At 54.8% G+C, this 16753-nt stretch carries 15 protein-coding genes and 1 riboswitch; of the genes, 12 read left to right on the forward strand and 3 right to left on the reverse strand.

Annotation, left to right across the window (positions count from 1 at the left end):
• The first annotated feature begins 23 nt into the window (after window positions 1-23).
• A complete protein-coding gene (locus PYL13_RS20485; protein WP_250985122.1) occupies window positions 24-695 on the forward strand; it encodes a S24 family peptidase in 672 nt (223 codons plus the stop codon).
• 5 nt (window positions 696-700) lie between these two features.
• On the opposite strand, the gene PYL13_RS20490 is transcribed toward PYL13_RS20485, so the two are convergent.
• The gene (locus PYL13_RS20490; protein WP_259147181.1) at window positions 701-835 is read right to left on the reverse strand and encodes a hypothetical protein; all 135 of its coding nucleotides are present in this window, start codon (window positions 833-835) and stop codon (window positions 701-703) included.
• A gap of 108 nt (window positions 836-943) precedes the next feature.
• Here PYL13_RS20490 and PYL13_RS20495 point away from each other — a divergent pair, with 108 nt between their 5' ends.
• The 3 genes from PYL13_RS20495 (at window position 944) to PYL13_RS20505 (ending at window position 4487) form a co-directional block, all read left to right on the forward strand.
• Window positions 944-1582: a YitT family protein gene (locus tag PYL13_RS20495; RefSeq protein WP_250984992.1), complete on the forward strand. Its 639-nt coding sequence runs from the start codon at window positions 944-946 to the stop codon at window positions 1580-1582.
• A 78-nt stretch (window positions 1583-1660) separates the two neighbouring features.
• Window positions 1661-1966: an XRE family transcriptional regulator gene (locus PYL13_RS20500; RefSeq protein WP_250984991.1), complete on the forward strand. Its 306-nt coding sequence runs from the start codon at window positions 1661-1663 to the stop codon at window positions 1964-1966.
• A 280-nt stretch (window positions 1967-2246) separates the two neighbouring features.
• Complete coding sequence (locus PYL13_RS20505; RefSeq protein ID WP_275642155.1) at window positions 2247-4487, forward strand: methyl-accepting chemotaxis protein; 2241 nt, start codon at window positions 2247-2249, stop codon at window positions 4485-4487.
• A 73-nt stretch (window positions 4488-4560) separates the two neighbouring features.
• Here the strand turns inward: PYL13_RS20505 and ribB are convergent, their stop codons facing one another.
• Window positions 4561-5187 carry a 3,4-dihydroxy-2-butanone-4-phosphate synthase gene (gene ribB, locus PYL13_RS20510; RefSeq protein WP_250984989.1) on the reverse strand — a complete coding sequence of 209 codons (627 nt, stop codon included), beginning with the start codon at window positions 5185-5187 and terminating at the stop codon, window positions 4561-4563.
• A 129-nt stretch (window positions 5188-5316) separates the two neighbouring features.
• A riboswitch (FMN riboswitch) is annotated at window positions 5317-5463 on the reverse strand.
• Between the two features lie 190 nt (window positions 5464-5653).
• On the reverse strand, window positions 5654-6676 hold the full coding sequence (locus tag PYL13_RS20515; RefSeq protein ID WP_250984988.1) for a LacI family DNA-binding transcriptional regulator: 1023 nt from the start codon (window positions 6674-6676) through the stop codon (window positions 5654-5656).
• 171 nt (window positions 6677-6847) lie between these two features.
• On the opposite strand from PYL13_RS20515, the gene iolG reads away from it, so the two are divergent.
• The 8 genes from iolG (at window position 6848) to iolE (ending at window position 16676) form a co-directional block, all read left to right on the forward strand.
• Window positions 6848-7840: an inositol 2-dehydrogenase gene (gene iolG, locus PYL13_RS20520; RefSeq protein ID WP_259147174.1), complete on the forward strand. Its 993-nt coding sequence runs from the start codon at window positions 6848-6850 to the stop codon at window positions 7838-7840.
• 143 nt (window positions 7841-7983) lie between these two features.
• The gene (locus PYL13_RS20525; protein WP_192489043.1) at window positions 7984-8904 is read left to right on the forward strand and encodes a sugar ABC transporter substrate-binding protein; all 921 of its coding nucleotides are present in this window, start codon (window positions 7984-7986) and stop codon (window positions 8902-8904) included.
• 53 nt (window positions 8905-8957) lie between these two features.
• Entirely contained in the window at window positions 8958-10064 is a 1107-nt protein-coding gene (locus PYL13_RS20530) for an ABC transporter permease (protein WP_275642156.1), read from the forward strand.
• Between the two features lies 1 nt (window position 10065).
• The gene (locus PYL13_RS20535; RefSeq protein WP_275642157.1) at window positions 10066-10845 is read left to right on the forward strand and encodes an ATP-binding cassette domain-containing protein; all 780 of its coding nucleotides are present in this window, start codon (window positions 10066-10068) and stop codon (window positions 10843-10845) included.
• A 53-nt stretch (window positions 10846-10898) separates the two neighbouring features.
• Window positions 10899-12017 (forward strand): Gfo/Idh/MocA family protein, encoded by a 1119-nt coding sequence (locus PYL13_RS20540; protein WP_275642158.1) that lies wholly within the window; start codon window positions 10899-10901, stop codon window positions 12015-12017.
• A 4-nt stretch (window positions 12018-12021) separates the two neighbouring features.
• On the forward strand, window positions 12022-13941 hold the full coding sequence (locus PYL13_RS20545) for a bifunctional 5-dehydro-2-deoxygluconokinase/5-dehydro-2-deoxyphosphogluconate aldolase (protein WP_275642159.1): 1920 nt from the start codon (window positions 12022-12024) through the stop codon (window positions 13939-13941).
• Window positions 13938-15770, forward strand: a complete 1833-nt coding sequence (gene iolD / locus PYL13_RS20550; protein WP_275642160.1) for a 3D-(3,5/4)-trihydroxycyclohexane-1,2-dione acylhydrolase (decyclizing) — start codon at window positions 13938-13940, stop codon at window positions 15768-15770. The genes PYL13_RS20545 and iolD overlap by 4 nt, the downstream gene beginning before the upstream one ends.
• Window positions 15771-15779: 9 nt before the next feature.
• Window positions 15780-16676: a myo-inosose-2 dehydratase gene (iolE, locus tag PYL13_RS20555; protein WP_275642161.1), complete on the forward strand. Its 897-nt coding sequence runs from the start codon at window positions 15780-15782 to the stop codon at window positions 16674-16676.
• Window positions 16677-16753 lie beyond the last annotated feature (77 nt).

The raw sequence follows: 16753 nt of genomic DNA on the forward strand, positions 1-16753 counted from the left end.
CCCACTCATGGGTCCATACGCCAATGCTTTCACACGATGCGATCTGGAGCGCTATCGACAACCTTGCTGAACGCAATCAGTTGACCCCTTCCGGACTTGCGCGGCGGGCAGGGCTTGATCCTACGTCATTTAACAAATCCAAACGGCTGGGCCCTGATGGTCGTCAGCGCTGGCCATCGACAGAGTCAGTATCCAAGGTGCTGGAAGCGACCGGCGCAAGTGTCGACGACTTTTTTGGCATTGTCATAACCAACAGTGATACAAACGCTGCATTTCAAAACACCGCATTTTCACAAGCTGAACTTAGGGCAATACCCTTGCTAGGCTTTGCGCAGGCTGGATCCGGCGGCTTTTTTGACGATGGTGGCTTTCCTGCTGGTCAGGGCTGGGACGTTGTTGAGTTTCCAACCTCTCCGGCCGACAAGGCAGGTGTGTACGCTCTGGAAGTACAGGGCGAAAGCATGATGCCGCTCTACAGAGATGGCGATATTCTAATTGTCGAACCCGGCGCCCAAGTCAGACGTGGTGACCGTGTGGTGGTCAAAAGCCGTGACGGCGAAGTCATGGCAAAACTTCTCGCCCGTCAAAGCCCGCGCTCTATTGAATTGCTGTCCTTGAACCCGGCACACCCCAACCGAACATTTGACATCAGCGAAGTTGAGTGGATCGCCCGTATCATTTGGGCAAGCCAATAAGGTGTTCAAAAACGCGCCGATTTGCTGCTTGCTCCTGCAAGCAACACAACGCGTCGCCGTTTTTCATTTTTGCCGTTCTCACGGATATTAAAAAAGCCGTCTGCAACATTCTGTTTATTTCGCGCAAAGCCCTGTGACATAATGTTTTCTTGCATTTTTCATGATAGGTCAGCTTTGCTTACTTACCCTGCTTGATGAACCCTAGGGCGCAATGCAAAATAGCATGCATTAGCCCGAAAGGATGGGGAATGGTAAAGTCCAAAAGCGTCTATGGTATGTGGAAATCAGATCCGTCGCATCACTCTGCGGCCGAAGACATACAGGGCATATTTACCGGCAGCATGATCTCCGCTTTGGGCTTTTATTTCATGAATAAAGTCGGCCTATTGACCGGCGGCACCGCAGGCGTCGCCTTCCTCATGCACTATGCATGGGGCATAAGCTTCGGCCTGCTATTTTTTGTCGTCAACCTGCCATTCTACTACCTGTCGTTCAAACGTCTGGGTGCGGCTTTTTCTCTGAAAACATTCATTGCCATTGCGCTGGTATCGGTGATTACCGAACTGGAATCCCGGATGCTGGTGATTGAAAGCATCAACCCCATATGGGCGGCGCTGCTTGGCGGCCTGCTTTTGGGTTACGGCCTGTTGGCACTTTACCGACACAGGGCAAGTCTCGGGGGCATCGGCATTCTGGCAATATATATCCAGGACCGCTTCGGCATTCGCGCGGGCCTGATACAATTGGCATTCGATGCGGTTGTCATGCTGTGCGCCTTCACTGTGATCGATCCAATCACCGTTACCTATTCCATCCTTGGTGCGGTCGTGCTGAACATCTTCCTTGCCATCAATCACCGCGCCGATCGTTACATCGTGGTGCGGTGATGCTCATTCTTTCCTTTTCAGGCTAAACGAGATTATACTGCTTTGCATTGACCTTTTGACACTGAAAGGGAAAGCAAAATGCCCATTCTGACCCCTGAACTCTGTCACGCAGCACGTGCCCTAGTTAAGGCCGATCAAGCCTTGCTCAGCGAGACATCTGGCGTTCCACTGAACCTGTTGAGACGGTTTGAAAGCGGCATCGAAACACCTCCCCAGAGCGTTCTGAGCGCCTTGAAATCCGCGCTTGAGGAACTCGGCGCTGTCTTTCTGCCTGAGGAAGGTAATGGCGCTGGCGTTCGCCTAAAGTTTGACCGCGAGGAAAGACAAGAAATCGTTGGTTGGGAAGGTGAGGGTGGAAGTGCTGCAGATGACAACGTCATCTAAAAAACAACCTGAAGGCAGAGATTTAAATCCTATAACAATCTCTTCCAAGCAGGTATCAATAATTCCCCCGGACGTGCAATGAATTCAAGCAAGATGAAATTTATACATGCACACCGATAATAAGTTGTAGATTGTAATTAATTCAATTTTTAGCGTTGTCATGCGAAAAGCCTGATATTCAGGGAGTATTCGGCGACATTGTCACCTCCTGTCACAGCTCGTATTGCTGTCGTGTGGAACGTGAAAACCCGAATACGACCTCATATCTCGGGGGAATCGCATGAAAATTTCAATAAAACACACTCTTGTGCTTGCCTTTGTCGGCTTAAGCCTCGCTGTTATTGGTTTGATGAGCAAAATGCTTGTCCAGGAAATTAAAACATACGATAATTCCTCCCGACTTTCAGAACTGGCACAATTGGACGCCAGCTTGTTTGATGGCCTGCTTGGCCTTCGAGGCGAACGTGGCGCCATATCCTCGGCAATCAAACTCGAAACTTCTGCCATGCAGTCAAGCCTCGTCAATCTCGAGACAGGCCGCAAGCAGGTCGATGGTGCCTTCAGCACAATTCGCACATTGGTCGACAATATCGGCTCCGGCGAAATTCAAAGCGCCACCACGCCGGTGCTGGATGCTTATGCCAAATGGACGTCCCAGCGCGCGGACATCGACAATGCGCTGAAGCAGGCTGTCGCAAGCCGTGATCCAGCATTGGGCAAACAAGTGCTGACTTTTGCTGACGGCATGTTGTCGGACCTGGAAAAGGCCGCCAACCGGGTAGAAGCGACAATCAACGGTCGGGAGCCCGGCATGATCATGTTCACGCAGTTGCGCTCGCTTGGATGGCAGGCTCGCACAAACGGTGGCGCGGCGAATTCGACGCTGGTCGGTGGATTGATTGCCAAAGAACCTCTGAGCGCTGCAAAGCTCGCGGAAATCTCCGTACAGGATGCCAAGGTTGACTTTGCACGCGACGTCATTGCCCAGATCGTCGCCAGCCCAACCGCACCTGAACAGCTCAAAAAGCTGTTCGACGTTGCGCAAAATTCATACTTCGGCGGCCCTTACGCGGCGCAAAAAGCCAAAGCCCTCGCAGCCTCCAAGGATGGTGTAGCCGTCGACATCAATGTCGATGATTGGCGCAAAGATGCAGCACCGGCACAGGCATCGCTTGCCGATATCGCATCCGCAGCGCTGGTCGAGATGACCGCCTTCACCGCTGCCAATGCAACATCGGCCACAAGATCAATCATCGCGTACTCCATCGCCACGCTCTTGATAACGGCCCTGTCACTGGTCGGCATTCTAACAATCATCTTCCGTATCACCAATCCGATCGCTGAGCTGACGGCCATCATGCGCAAGCTGGCCGGTGGCGATCTGTCTGTCACGGTTTCGGGTTCCAAACGCAGGGATGAAATCGGCGAAATGGCACGCGCAGTCGAAGTCTTCAAAGAGGCGGCCCTGCACAACAAGGCACTCGAGAGACAGGCAGACGAAAACCGTCGTGCGTCTGAGGCCGAACGCATCTCAATTCAGGAGCGTGCTGAACAGGAAGCAGAAGAGCGTCTCACAAAGGCAACATCCGGCCTTGCAAATGGTCTGAAGCGCCTTGCCTCCGGCGACATGCTTTGTGAGATCAATGAGAAATTCAGCGAGCAATTCGAAGCTCTGCGTGAAGATTTCAACAGATCCGTCCATCAGCTTCGCATTACGCTGGAGCAGGTCAACCAGACCGCGCAGAGCGTCAGCAATGGCAGTGGCGAAATCTCGACTGCGTCGGACCAGCTTTCCAAGCGGACAGAACAACAGGCGGCATCGCTTGAAGAAACCGCAGCCGCGCTTGAAGAGGTCACAACCAACGTTAAGCAGACCTCCGAGCGTGCGGGTGAAGCCCGTGAGATGGTACGTCACGCAAGCCAGCGAGCAGTTGCTTCAAGCACTGTTGTATCTAGCGCAGTCGAAGCCATGCAGAAGATAGAGATGGCCTCCGGGCAGATCAGCAATATCATCGGTGTCATTGATGAGATCGCTTTCCAAACCAACCTTCTGGCGTTGAATGCCGGTGTTGAAGCTGCGCGTGCCGGCGAAGCAGGCAAGGGCTTTGCGGTGGTTGCACAGGAAGTTCGCGAACTGGCACAGCGCTCTGCCAATGCGGCCAAAGAAATCAAAGCGCTGATCGGTAACTCCGAAGCTGCCGTCAATCAGGGCGTTACATTGGTGAATGATACCGGGAGCGGGTTGACCGAAATTGCCCAGCTTGTGACCGCTATCAATGAACACATGGACGCCATTGCGACAGCGGCCCGCGAGCAGGCTTCAGGCTTGGCGGAGATCAACACTTCCGTCAATCACATGGATCAAGTCACACAGCAAAACGCCGCAATGGTTGAGGAGATGAATGCCGCTGGCGCAAATCTCGCCGAAGAAAGTGGTCGTCTTTCCGACCTTCTTGCGCAGTTCAGAATGCAGGAGGGTAACCCCCAGCAAAACGGCTCGTATCGTCGCTATGCGGCGTAACGCTCCGCTCCATACCATCTGATGTCATCTAAACCGCTCCGCGAAAACGGAGCGGTTTAATTTTATCGCCTCATCAGGCTGCGACTTCCGTCACGGTGTTCTGCATGTAGGCAATCAGATCTTCGATCGTAACGAGCAGGATATTGTGCTGCTCCGCAAAGATCTCGAGCTGCGGCAGACGCGCCATGGTACCGTCATCATTGGCAATCTCGCAGATGACGCCCGAAGGCGACTTGCCGGCAAGTCTGCAAAGATCAACGGCAGCCTCGGTGTGCCCAGGACGACCCAAAACACCATTCGGATTGGCACGCAGTGGGAAAATATGGCCCGGACGCGCAAACTCATCCGGCTTTGCCGAAGGATCAAGCAAAGCCTTTACGGTCGCTGCGCGGTCCGCTGCAGAAATTCCGGTGGTCGTGCCGGGCAAATAGTCGACAGACACTGTGAATGCTGTTTTCAGAGACTCTGTATTGTTTGGCACCATCAATGGAATGTCGAGTTCATCAAGCCGTGAACCTTCCATAGACACGCAAATCAAGCCACGGGCCTTGTTCATCATGAAGGCGATCTTTTCAGCAGTCGCATCCTGCGATGCAAAAACGATATCACCTTCATTTTCGCGGTCCTGATCGTCAACAACGATCACCATTTCACCGCGAGCAATGGCCGAGATAGCATCTTCAATTTTAGAGATAGTCATTTCATAGTCTTTCAAGGGTTGAGCCAGAAGTCCGGCTTATGTTGCGCCAACCGTGCTTGGGGGCACTTCGGCAAAACTTCCCTTGGGCGAACAAACACTGCCCAACCACCCCGAAGGATGGCTGTCGTGACCTGCTCTCTTCTATCCGGACTATACCGTCGGCTCCGGCATCTCACCGGATCTGCTGACCTTCCGGCGGAACCGGAAGCGCTCGCGGGCTCCGGGATTACTCCCGATACCGCCGGTGGGGAATTGCACCCCGCCCTGAGAACAGGCTGAAGATAAGTGCATAGGCTGGCGAAATGCAAGGCGTGTTGATTTAAAAATCGATATTTAGATGATCGATACGCTGAACACTGTGTTGAATGAAAAAGATGTCTAAGCTTTGCAGCTAGCGTAGCAAATCATGTATGCAATCTGCCGATTTCTAATGGCAGTTACATGTCAGGCACCGCGCATCTTACGTTCAGGCGCTCTCTCTGGGAATCAGCTTGCCCAAAAACAGCCTGTCAAAATCCTTGTCTTCGGAACTGCCAAGCACCTCAACGAGATATTCGACCATATCGGTCAGTGGTTGGCGATAGGTCGTCAAACGATAATTCGGGCTATCTGCCTGTGGCACATCATCAAAACCGGCCACAGCGATGTCCTCCGGCACCCGCAGACCAAGTTTATGGCGGATGACATCAACAGCACCGAGCGCCAGAGCGTCGTTTTCGCAAACGATGATATCAGGCAGATTGGCCAAATCACGTCCAGTGAACGCCTTCATGATGACGTCAGCTGCCAGTTCAGGATCATAGGCGGGCACGCTTGCTGTTTCCGGTTCAACGCCAAAATAATCCCGCCAGCGGTCAACGAAGGTTTCCTTGCGCAACAAATGTGCGGAATAGGTGCGTGGTCCGGCCAGAAACATCGGACGTTTATAACCGCGATCACGGACGTAATTGGCAATTTCAGTCGTTGCATGCACGTCATCGACGGCAATAGAAATTGTATTCGGGTTACGAGATGTTCTGGCAAAAATGATCAGCTTACGAAACCGCCGGGCGTGCAGGGCGGTTTCCAGAACCTCGTCATCAAACTGAATACCAATCAGGATAACCGCATCAACCCGCCGCTGGCTGGCATTGAGCAAAGCATGTCCAGCATCGTCTTTGTTGAGGGTGTTGACGAGGAGAATGTCCCATCCCTCACGACGCAGGATCCGCGTCAATCGCTCCATCATCACCAGCTTATGAGGATTGGCGAAATCGTCAATGAGCAAAGCAACAAGATTGGTCCGATCAGAGGAGAGACTCGCTGCCCGGAGATCGGGAACATAACCAAGTCGTTCCGCCGCAGACATGACTTTTGCCAGGCTTTTCGGGGAAATAGAGGCGTCTTTGCGAAACGCACGGTTGACCGTCCACCGCGATACGCCAGCCTCAACCGCTACGTCATCCGCGGTAACGTTCGCGGCGAATAGAGGTTTCTTCTCTTGCGGCATAATCGTCTCCTCCTAACCTTATGTCGTGTATCGCGCTTCATTGATAGCTCCTTTTTGCACACGCTTCCATTTATTTTGCTCACGGGAGCAAATTGCTGTTGCTCACGGGAGCAAATGAGTGCTAGGTCTTGCTCACGGGAGCAGGAGGGCTTCCAATTCGGGAGGAATAGAGTGCTTAAAGTTGCATTGCTCGGCGCTGGCCGCATCGGTCGGGTTCACGCGGTCAATATTGCCGCAAACACCAGAAGCGAGCTGGTCGCTGTTGCGGACGTTAATACAGCGGCCGCAGATGAGTTAGCCGGACATTATGGTGCGCAGGCACGTTCGATTGAGGATATCCTGGCCGACAGAGCCATTAATGCAGTCCTTATCGCAACTTCGACCGATACCCACTCTGATCTTATCGAGAAAGCGACAGCAGCCGGAAAGGCTGTGCTGTGCGAAAAGCCGGTGGATCTGTCGCTCGAGCGTGCGAAAGCCTGCTTGGCGAAAACCGAATCCTCGGGCCTGCCGGTGATGATCGGTTTCAATCGCCGTTTCGATCCAAATTTTGCGGCTGTAAAAGCTGCGGTCAACGCCGGTGAAATCGGAAAACCGGAACTGCTGTCGATCACATCATTTGACCCGGCGCCGCCACCTGTCAGCTATGTGAAGGTTTCCGGCGGCCTGTTCCGCGACATGATGATCCATGACTTCGACATGGCTAACTTCATTATGGGCGACGCACCCAAGACCGTGCATGCTGTTGGCACATCGATTGTCGATCCTGAGATCGGCAAGGCTGGTGACGTCGACACTGCGGTGGTGACTTTGACCTACGCAAACGGCCGCATCGCAGTGATCAAGAACAGCCGCCGTGCCATTTATGGTTATGACCAGCGATTGGAACTGCTCGGTTCAGAAGGCCTGCTTTCGGCCGCCAACATTCTGGAAAACACAGTTTCCAAGGCCACCAAGGCCGGCGTGACGAGCGCGAAGCCAGAGCACTTCTTCCTTGAAAGATACATGCGTGCCTATGTTGCGGAATGGAATGCATTTGTCGCTGCAGTCCTTGATGGTGCGGCGATCCCAGTCACACTGAAAGATGGCGTTCAGGCGCTGGCACTTGCTGAAGCGGCAACGCAATCGGCGCAAACAGGTCGTTCGGTTGAACTGACACTGTAGGCATCTGACCACTCGTCATGATGCATGAGTTTTTGGCCGGAGTGCGTAGGGAGAACGCGCACCCGGTCTCGAAATCCGGCTTGGAGGGCCGGGAGGCAAAGGCGTCAGACGGGGCGCCTTGCGAAACTTAACGGGAGGATATCATGAAGAAGTTATTTGCCGCGGTATCAACAGCCGCAATCATTGCTATGGCTGGTCCGGCCTTGTCCGCCAGCATTATTGTTGTTGCACATGGACAGGCGAACGACCCGTTCTGGTCGGTCGTCAAAAACGGCGTGGAAAAAGCCGGCAAGGACACAGGCGCGACCGTAGAATTCCGTTCGCCTGAAACCTTCGACATGGTTCAGATGAGCCAGATGATTGATGCGGCAGTTAACCAGAAGCCAGATGGCCTTGTCGTTTCCATCCCTGACGCCGATGCACTTGGCCCATCCATCAAGCGCGCTGTGGAAGCCGGTATTCCGGTCATTTCCATGAACTCTGGTTCCGATGTCGCTCACGAGCTTGGCGCCCTCCTTCACGTTGGCCAGTCTGAATTCGACGCTGGCAAGGCAGCTGGTGCCAAGCTCGCTGAACTGGGCGGCAAGAAAGGCATCTGCATCAACCAGGAAGTCGGCAACGTGTCCCTCGACCTGCGTTGCAAAGGCTTTGCTGAAGGCTTCGGGCAAGTCACCGTTATCCCAACCGGTAACGACCCAGCAGAAGTGCAGGCCAAGGTTCGCGCCGCTCTCGAATCCGACGCCGACGTTGACACGGTTCTGTCTTTGAACGCCTCGCTGGTCGGTGAACCCACAGTGCAGGCAGCGCAGGCAATCGGCCGCGACAAAGTCATGATCGCTACCTTCGACCTGTCGTCTGGCTTCCTGCAGGACATTGTCGACGGCAAGGCAACCTTCGCCATCGATCAGCAGCAGTTCCTTCAGGGTTATCTACCTGTTTCCTTCTTGGCGCTTCATGCCGAATACGGCCTGATCCCGGGCGGTGACGTACCATCCGGCCCGAACCTTGTGATGAAAGACTCGGCCGCAAAGGTCATCGAGCTTTCCGCAAAGGGCATCCGCTAAGCACCAGCCGGGCCATGCACTGGTGTGGCCCGGCTTTCTATCGGAGGAACAGCATGACGACGGAGACGCTTGCTATGGTGGATGAACGCATTAAAGCTGAGTCCTTTGTGACCAGGCTCATGAAAAGACCAGAACTGGGAGCAATCGGAGGCGTCGTCCTCGTCACGATCTTTTTCCTGATTACCGCCGACAGCACCATGTTCACGCTGTCAGGCATCATGAATTTCATGACCCCTGCAGCTCAATTGGGTATTCTCGGCATCGCCGCTGCCATGTTGATGATTGGCGGTGAGTTCGACCTCTCCATCGGCTCGATGGTCGCTTTTGCCGGGATGTTGTTCGGTGCTTTCACCGTTAATATCGGCCTGCCGCTGATCGTTGCCATTCCCCTGACCATGGGCCTTGCCGGTGCTCTTGGCATTGCAAACGGACTCATCGTCCTTCGCACCAAGCTACCCTCTTTCATCGTCACGCTTGCTGGTCTTTTCATCCTGCGCGGCGCATCACTTGTTGGACTGAAAATCGTCACAGGGGGTTCGACACAGCTGCGTGGTGTCCGTGAAGCAGTCGGCGGCGACTTCATTGCACCAATCTTCTCCGGAGATGCATTCGGCTGGTTCTTCCAGTGGATGGCAGACAAGGGGCTGATCGACACATTGCGCACCGGCGCGCCCAAAGTACCGGGTGTGCCCGTTGAAATCCTGTGGTTCATCGGTTTTGCTATTATCGCAACCTACGTCCTTCTGCGCACGCCTTTTGGCAACTGGATTTTCGCGACAGGCGGTGACTCCGTGGCCGCACAGAACTCGGGCGTCCCAGTCCGTCGCGTCAAACTTTCTCTGTTCATGTTGACAGCAATGGCTGCAGCTCTGGTCGCTATCATCACTGTTATCGATGCTGGTTCTACCGATGCACGGCGCGGCTTCATGAAGGAATTCGAAGCCATCATCACGGCCGTTATCGGCGGGTGCTTGTTGACGGGCGGATATGGCTCGGCTGTCGGTGCATTCTTCGGCGCCATTATCTTCGGCATGGTCACCATTGGCCTCACCTACACCAAATTCGACCAGGACTGGTTCCAGATTTTCCTTGGCGCGATGCTGCTGCTGGCTGTGATCTTCAACAATGCAATCCGCAAACGCGTAACCGGGGAGCGTTGAGATGACTGCACCTATCATCCACATGGAAAACATCAAAAAGCACTATGGCAATGTCATTGCCCTGAACGGTGTGACTTTTGATGTCATGCCCGGAGAATGCCACTGCCTGCTCGGCGACAACGGTGCCGGCAAATCCACCTTCATCAAGACCATGTCGGGCGTACACAAACCCAATGAGGGCAGCATTACCTTCGAAGGACGCCCCATGTCTTTCGACACGCCGCGTGACGCGATGGAAGCCGGAATTGCCACCGTATTTCAGGATCTCGCTATGATCCCGTTGATGTCAGTTACCCGCAACTTTTTCATGGGCCGCGAGCCGACAACGGGTAAGGGTATCTTCAAGCGCTTCGACATCGACCGTGCCAACGAGATCACTGTCCAGGAAATGCGCAAGATGGGCATCAATCTGCGCGGACCTGACCAGGCTGTGGGCACATTGTCTGGCGGTGAACGTCAGACAGTTGCCATCGCAAGAGCGGTCTATTTTGGTGCCAAGGTCTTGATCCTTGACGAACCGACTTCGGCGCTTGGTGTGCGACAAACCTCCAATGTCCTGGCAACCATCATGAAGGTACGCGCACAGGGTGTTGGCGTCGTCTTCATCTCTCATAACGTCCGCCATGCCATGGCCGTCGGTGATCGCTTTACTGTCCTGAACCGCGGCCAGACGCTGGGTACGGCGAAAAAGGGCGAAATCACAGCACCGGAATTGCAGGATCTGATGGCCGGTGGCCAGCAGCTTGCAGAGCTTGAGGGGTCTCTCGGCGGCACGATCTGATCCGTCAACAGACGTCCCCGTATCTATCCATAGAAAGTGAACTGGTGACAGAGATGTCTTATCCAATGCCCGCAAAAGAACTGGGCATAGCCCTGATCGGCACCGGCTTTATGGGCAAGTGTCACGCCATGGCCTGGCGTAATGTGGCAGCCGTGTTTGGCGGGGTGCATCCCCGACTGGAAATCCTGAATGATGTTACGGAAGAGGCAGCGCAGAATTACGCACGTCAGTTCGGATTTGCCCGCGCGACTGCTCGTTGGGAAGATGCGATCAATGACCCCAAAGTCGATGTCGTCTCAATCACTGCGCCGAACGGCATGCACCGCCCAATGGCAGAGGCGGCTCTAAGGGCCGGTAAACATGTCTGGCTTGAAAAGCCGATGGCGCTGACACTTGACGACGCCCGCGCCATGGCGGCGCTTGCCGCACAACATCCCGATCAGAAAACCATTCTTGGTTACAACTACCTGCGCAGCCCGGCATTCCAATCCGCCAGAAAGATGGTTACCGATGGCGTCATTGGCAAGCCCGTGGCATTTCGCGGCGTTTATGACGAAGACTATTCCGCTGACCCGCTCCTCCCTTGGTCATGGCGGATGACTCACGAAGGTGGTGGTCTGGGTGCTCTTGGGGATCTGGGCTGCCACCTCGTGAGCCAAATGATCGCATTGATGGGTCCTGTCACAGAAGTTGTGGCACAGACACAGATCGTTGTTTCAACCCGCAACTCTCCCGAAGGTCCAAAGCCGGTCGAGAACGAAGACAGCGCACTCGCATTGTTGCGTTTCGCCTCTGGTGCCCAAGGTTCGTTCGCCACGTCACGTGTCGCTCGTGGCCGCAAATGCCGTTTGCAGTGGGAAGTGCATGGCACGGATGGAACGCTCGTCTTCGATCAGGAAAACATGAACGAACTTTGGCTGCATCGCCATGGCGAAGCTGGTTTTACCCGTCATCTCACCGGACCGGACCAGCCTGATTTCGCAGCATTTTGCCCGGCACCGGGCCACAATTTCGGCTTCAACGAACAGAAGGTCGTTGAGGCACGCGATCTGTTGCGCGCGATCGCAGGTGGCGCTGCCTGTGGCCCTGATTTCATTCAGGGATTGGAAATCGAAAAGATAATTCACGCCATGGCAACGTCCCATGGAAGTGTCGTGCATATTGAAAGGTAAGGCTGTGACCAAAACACTCGATGTCATTACAATCGGTCGCGCAGGTGTGGACCTCTACGGTGCACAGGTCGGTGGCCGTCTGGAAGATATGGGGTCTTTCGAAAAATACATCGGAGGCTCTCCCACCAATATTGCCTGCGGAAGCGCACGTCTTGGTCTGAAAACAGCGCTTCTCAGCCGTGTTGGCAACGAACATATGGGCCGCTTCATTCTTGAGCAGTTGGCCCGAGAAGGTGTCTCCACCAAGGGCGTCAAAATCGATCCTGAGAGACTGACTGCTCTCGTTATTCTGGGCATCCGCGACGACGAACAATTCCCGCTAATCTTTTACCGTGAAAACTGCGCAGACATGGCATTGTGCGAAGATGATGTTGACGAGGCCTTTATCGCCTCTGCACGCGCCGTCGTCGTGACCGGCACGCATCTCAGCAACACACGCACTGAAGCCGCCGTTATCAAGGCGCTGAAACTCGCGCGTAAACATGGTCTGCGGACAGCGCTTGATATTGATTATCGTCCAAACCTGTGGGGCGTCGCCGGTCATGGCGATGGTGAAAGCCGTTTCGTCGAAAGCCAGAAGGTCACCGCAAAACTGCAGGCATCGCTACATTACTTCGACCTGATCGTCGGGACCGAAGAAGAGTTTCATATTGCCGGCGGCAGCACCGACACACTGGCATGCCTGAGGGCTGTGCGGGCGCTGACGCCAGCAACCCTCGTCTGCAAACGCGGTGCACTCGGTGCCGTCGCATTTGAAAAAGATATTCCTGACAGTCTCGACAAGGGGCAGTCCGGCCAAGGTTTCCCGATTGAAGTTTTTAATGTGCTGGGTGCCGGCGACGGCTTTTTCTCCGGCCTGTTGCGCGGTTGGATGACCGATCAGGACTGGCCAACATCTCTCAAATACGCCAACGCTTGCGGCGCATTTGCGGTCAGCCGACATGGCTGCACGCCAGCCTACCCGAGCTGGGAAGAGCTGCAATTTTTCCTTGAGCGAGGCGTTGTACGAGCTGACTTGCGCAATGATCCGGTTCTGGAACAATTGCACTGGTCAACCACAAGACACACGCGCGTTAATGGTGATTGGTCAACTATGCGGGTTTTTGCCTTTGACCACCGCATGCAGCTTGAGAATATGCCGGGCTACACCTTGGAAAAGGGCGGTGCTTTCAAGGAACTGTGCCTTGATGCAGTCCTCAAAGTGCAAAATGGCCAGGCTGGCTACGGCATTCTTTGCGACAACCGCATTGGCCGCTCCGCCTTGCAACGCGCCTCTGGAACAGGTCTCTGGATTGGCCGTCCTGCAGAACTTCCGGGATCAAGACCTCTGAAGCTTGAACCAGAGCTTGGAACGGATTGCGGGACACTGGTCGAATGGGCACGCGAAAACGTCGTGAAGGTTCTGTGCTTCTGCCATCCGCAAGATAGCGCAGAGGTATGGTCCGAACAGATCGCAACCGTAAAACGTCTGTTTGAATCTGCTCGCCGTAACCGGCTGGAATTCCTTCTGGAAATCATTCCATCCAAGGTGGCAACAATCGATGACGACACGGTCGCAACCCTCGTACACCGTTTCTATGAAGCTGATATTTTCCCTGACTGGTGGAAACTGGAACCGCTGAAGACACATGCGGCTTGGGGCAATGCGATCGACGCCATTGAGGCACACGATCGCCACACCAGAGGCATCGTTGTTCTGGGACTTGAAGCGCCCGAAGCAGAGCTTTCACAGAGCTTCGAGGTCGCCGCGAGCTTCGATCTGGTCAAGGGCTTTGCAGTCGGTCGCACGATCTTTGCAGATGTCGCAACACGCTGGCTGGCAGGCGAGATCACAGACGCTGCCGCCACAGATGAAATGGTGTCGCGTTACGCCCGCTTGTGCCGGGTTTGGGACAATGCACGCGCCAAGGAGTATGCCGCATGACGACCATAAGATTGACAGCGGCACAGGCCATGGTGAAGTGGCTCTCTGCACAGTTGACGGAAGATAACGAACGTTTCATCGACGGTATCTGGGCGATTTTCGGCCACGGGAACGTTGCGGGACTTGGCGAAGCTTTGCAGAAGGCAGGCAACAGCCTGCCAACTTGGCGCGGGCAAAACGAGCAGACCATGGCACATGCGGCCATCGCCTATGCCAAGGCAAAAAAACGCACACGTGCCCAGGCGGTGACATCATCCATCGGCCCCGGTGCGACCAACATGGTCACTGCTGCTGCTCTGGCACACGTAAACCGTCTGCCATTGTTGCTTATTCCCGGCGATGTTTTTGCCAATCGTCGTCCTGACCCGGTGTTGCAGCAAATCGAAGACTTCGATGACGGCACGGTATCGGCCAATGATTGCCTGCGTCCTGTCAGCCGTTATTTCGACCGCATTACCCGGCCGGAACAGCTGCTAACTGCCTTGCCACGCGCCATGCGCGTGCTGACAGACCCGGCCAATTGCGGCCCGGTGACATTGTCATTCTGCCAGGATGTTCAGGCCGAAGCTTTTGATTGGCCGCAAGCGTTCTTTGAAAGCCGCATTTGGCGCATACGCCGTCCAGCGCCGGACACACGCGACCTTGCAGAGGTCGAAAAAGCCATCCGCGCAGCACGCAACCCGGTCATCGTGGCAGGTGGTGGTGTGATCTACAGCGGGGCGGAGCAAGAACTGGCCAACTTCGCAACGCGCCACAACATTCCGGTCATCGAAACGCAAGCAGGTAAATCCTCTTTGCCGCAAACACACCCGATGAACTTCGGTGCTGCTGGCGTCGACGGATCAGCGGCAGCGAATGCTGTTGCGCGTAAGGCTGATGTCGTGATCGGCGTGGGCACTCGCTTTCAGGACTTCACGACAGGTTCCTGGACATTGTTTGAAGCAAAGGACCGCAAACTCATCTCGATCAACGTGCAGGCATATGATGCCGACAAACACGGTGCCATTGGTCTTGTTGCCGATGCGAAAGTTGCGCTTGAAGCACTCAGCGCAGCCTTGGGCGGTCACAAGTCGGAACAGCAAGACGGCGCCTTGCGCTCGGAGTGGCTGGCGGCTGTTGATCTCCACTGTGCAGCGCCCAAGAGTGACGGCTTGCCGACCGACGCACAGGTCATTGGGGCCGTACAACGTGCAACAGACGACGACGCGATTGCAATGTGCGCGGCCGGCACAATGCCCGGCGCATTGAAATTGCTCTGGCAGCCAAGTCAGGGCGGCTACCACATGGAATACGGCTTCTCCTGCATGGGTTACGAAATCGCCGGTGCGATGGGCTTGAAGCTGGCGCGGCCGGAACGGGAAATCATCTGCTTTGTCGGCGATGGGTCCTACATGATGGCCAATTCCGAACTGGCGACTGCGGTTATGCGCAAGGTACCGTTTACGGTGGTTCTAACCGATAACAGAGGTTACGGCTGCATCAACCGTCTGCAACAGGCCAGCGGCGGTGCCGCATTCAACAACCTCTACGCCGATTGCAACATCGAACAACAGCCGCAAATCGACTTTGTCGGCCACGCGGCGTCTATGGGTGCCGTTGCCATCAAGGCGAAGAACATTGCCGATCTTGAACAGCAGATTGCACAGGCCCGACAGCGCGACATTCCAACCGTTATTGTCATCGACACCGATCCGACCAATGGGCCTGGTTTTGGCGATGCTGGAAACTGGTGGGATGTTGCCGTGCCGCAAGTCGGAACAACCGAAAAATTGAAAGAAGCCTATGCCCGCTACCTTGAAGGTATGGCACGGCAAACACTGGTAAATTGAGGAATGAGCATGATCCGCTTCGGAACAAATCCAATCGCCTGGGCCAATGACGACGACCAGACCCTTGGCGCAGATATACCGACAGAACAGATCCTCCGGGAAGCATCCGAGATCGGTTTCGATGGTATTGAAAACGGCCATCGCTGGCCAGATGAACCGGAAGCTTTGAAAAACCTTCTTGGTTCCTACGGTCTTTCCTTCGTTTCCGGCTGGTATTCGCTCAACCTTCTGACCCAGTCTGTCGAAGACGAAAAGAAAGCAATTCAGAAACACCTCGACAAGCTGAAGCACAATGGCTGCAAAGTCTGCATCGTTTGCGAAACCTCCAATTCCATTCAAGGGCTGCAGACAGCACTTTCGGAAAGCCCGCACCTTTCAGCAGACGAGATGAAGGCTTTCGCTGCCAAGGTGGAAGAACTGGCCGCATTCACGGCGTCCCAAGGCATTACGCTGGTCTATCATCATCACATGGGCACTGTTGTCGAAACACCGGAAGAGATCGATGCCTTTATGGCCGCGACCGGCCCGGCAACACATCTGCTTTTTGACGCCGGACATTGCTATTTCGGTGCTAACGGCGCCGATCCGACACCCGTGCTTCGCAAATACGTAAAGCGCGTCGCGCACTTCCATGCCAAGAATGTCCGTCCTGCCATCATGCGACAGGTCCGCGAAAACGGCCTGTCATTTATGGATGGTGTGCGGGCAGGCGTATTCACCGTTCCGGGCGACAGCGAAGGTGGCGTCGATTTCCTGCCGCTTCTGCAAATACTCAAGGATGAAGGTTATCTGGGCTGGATCGTCATCGAAGCCGAACAGGATCCAAAGGTTCGCAATCCGCATCAATACCAGTCACTCGGCCTCAAAACCTTGAAAGAAGCAGCCGCAAAGACAGGTCTCGCCTGACACACACTTGCGCAAGAACGCTGCTCCGGTGAACCGTAAGCAGCGTTCTCTCCTCAATAATTTATTGCATGCATCAC

Source organism: Agrobacterium sp. Azo12 (assembly GCF_029193765.2).
GTDB lineage: Bacteria > Pseudomonadota > Alphaproteobacteria > Rhizobiales > Rhizobiaceae > Agrobacterium.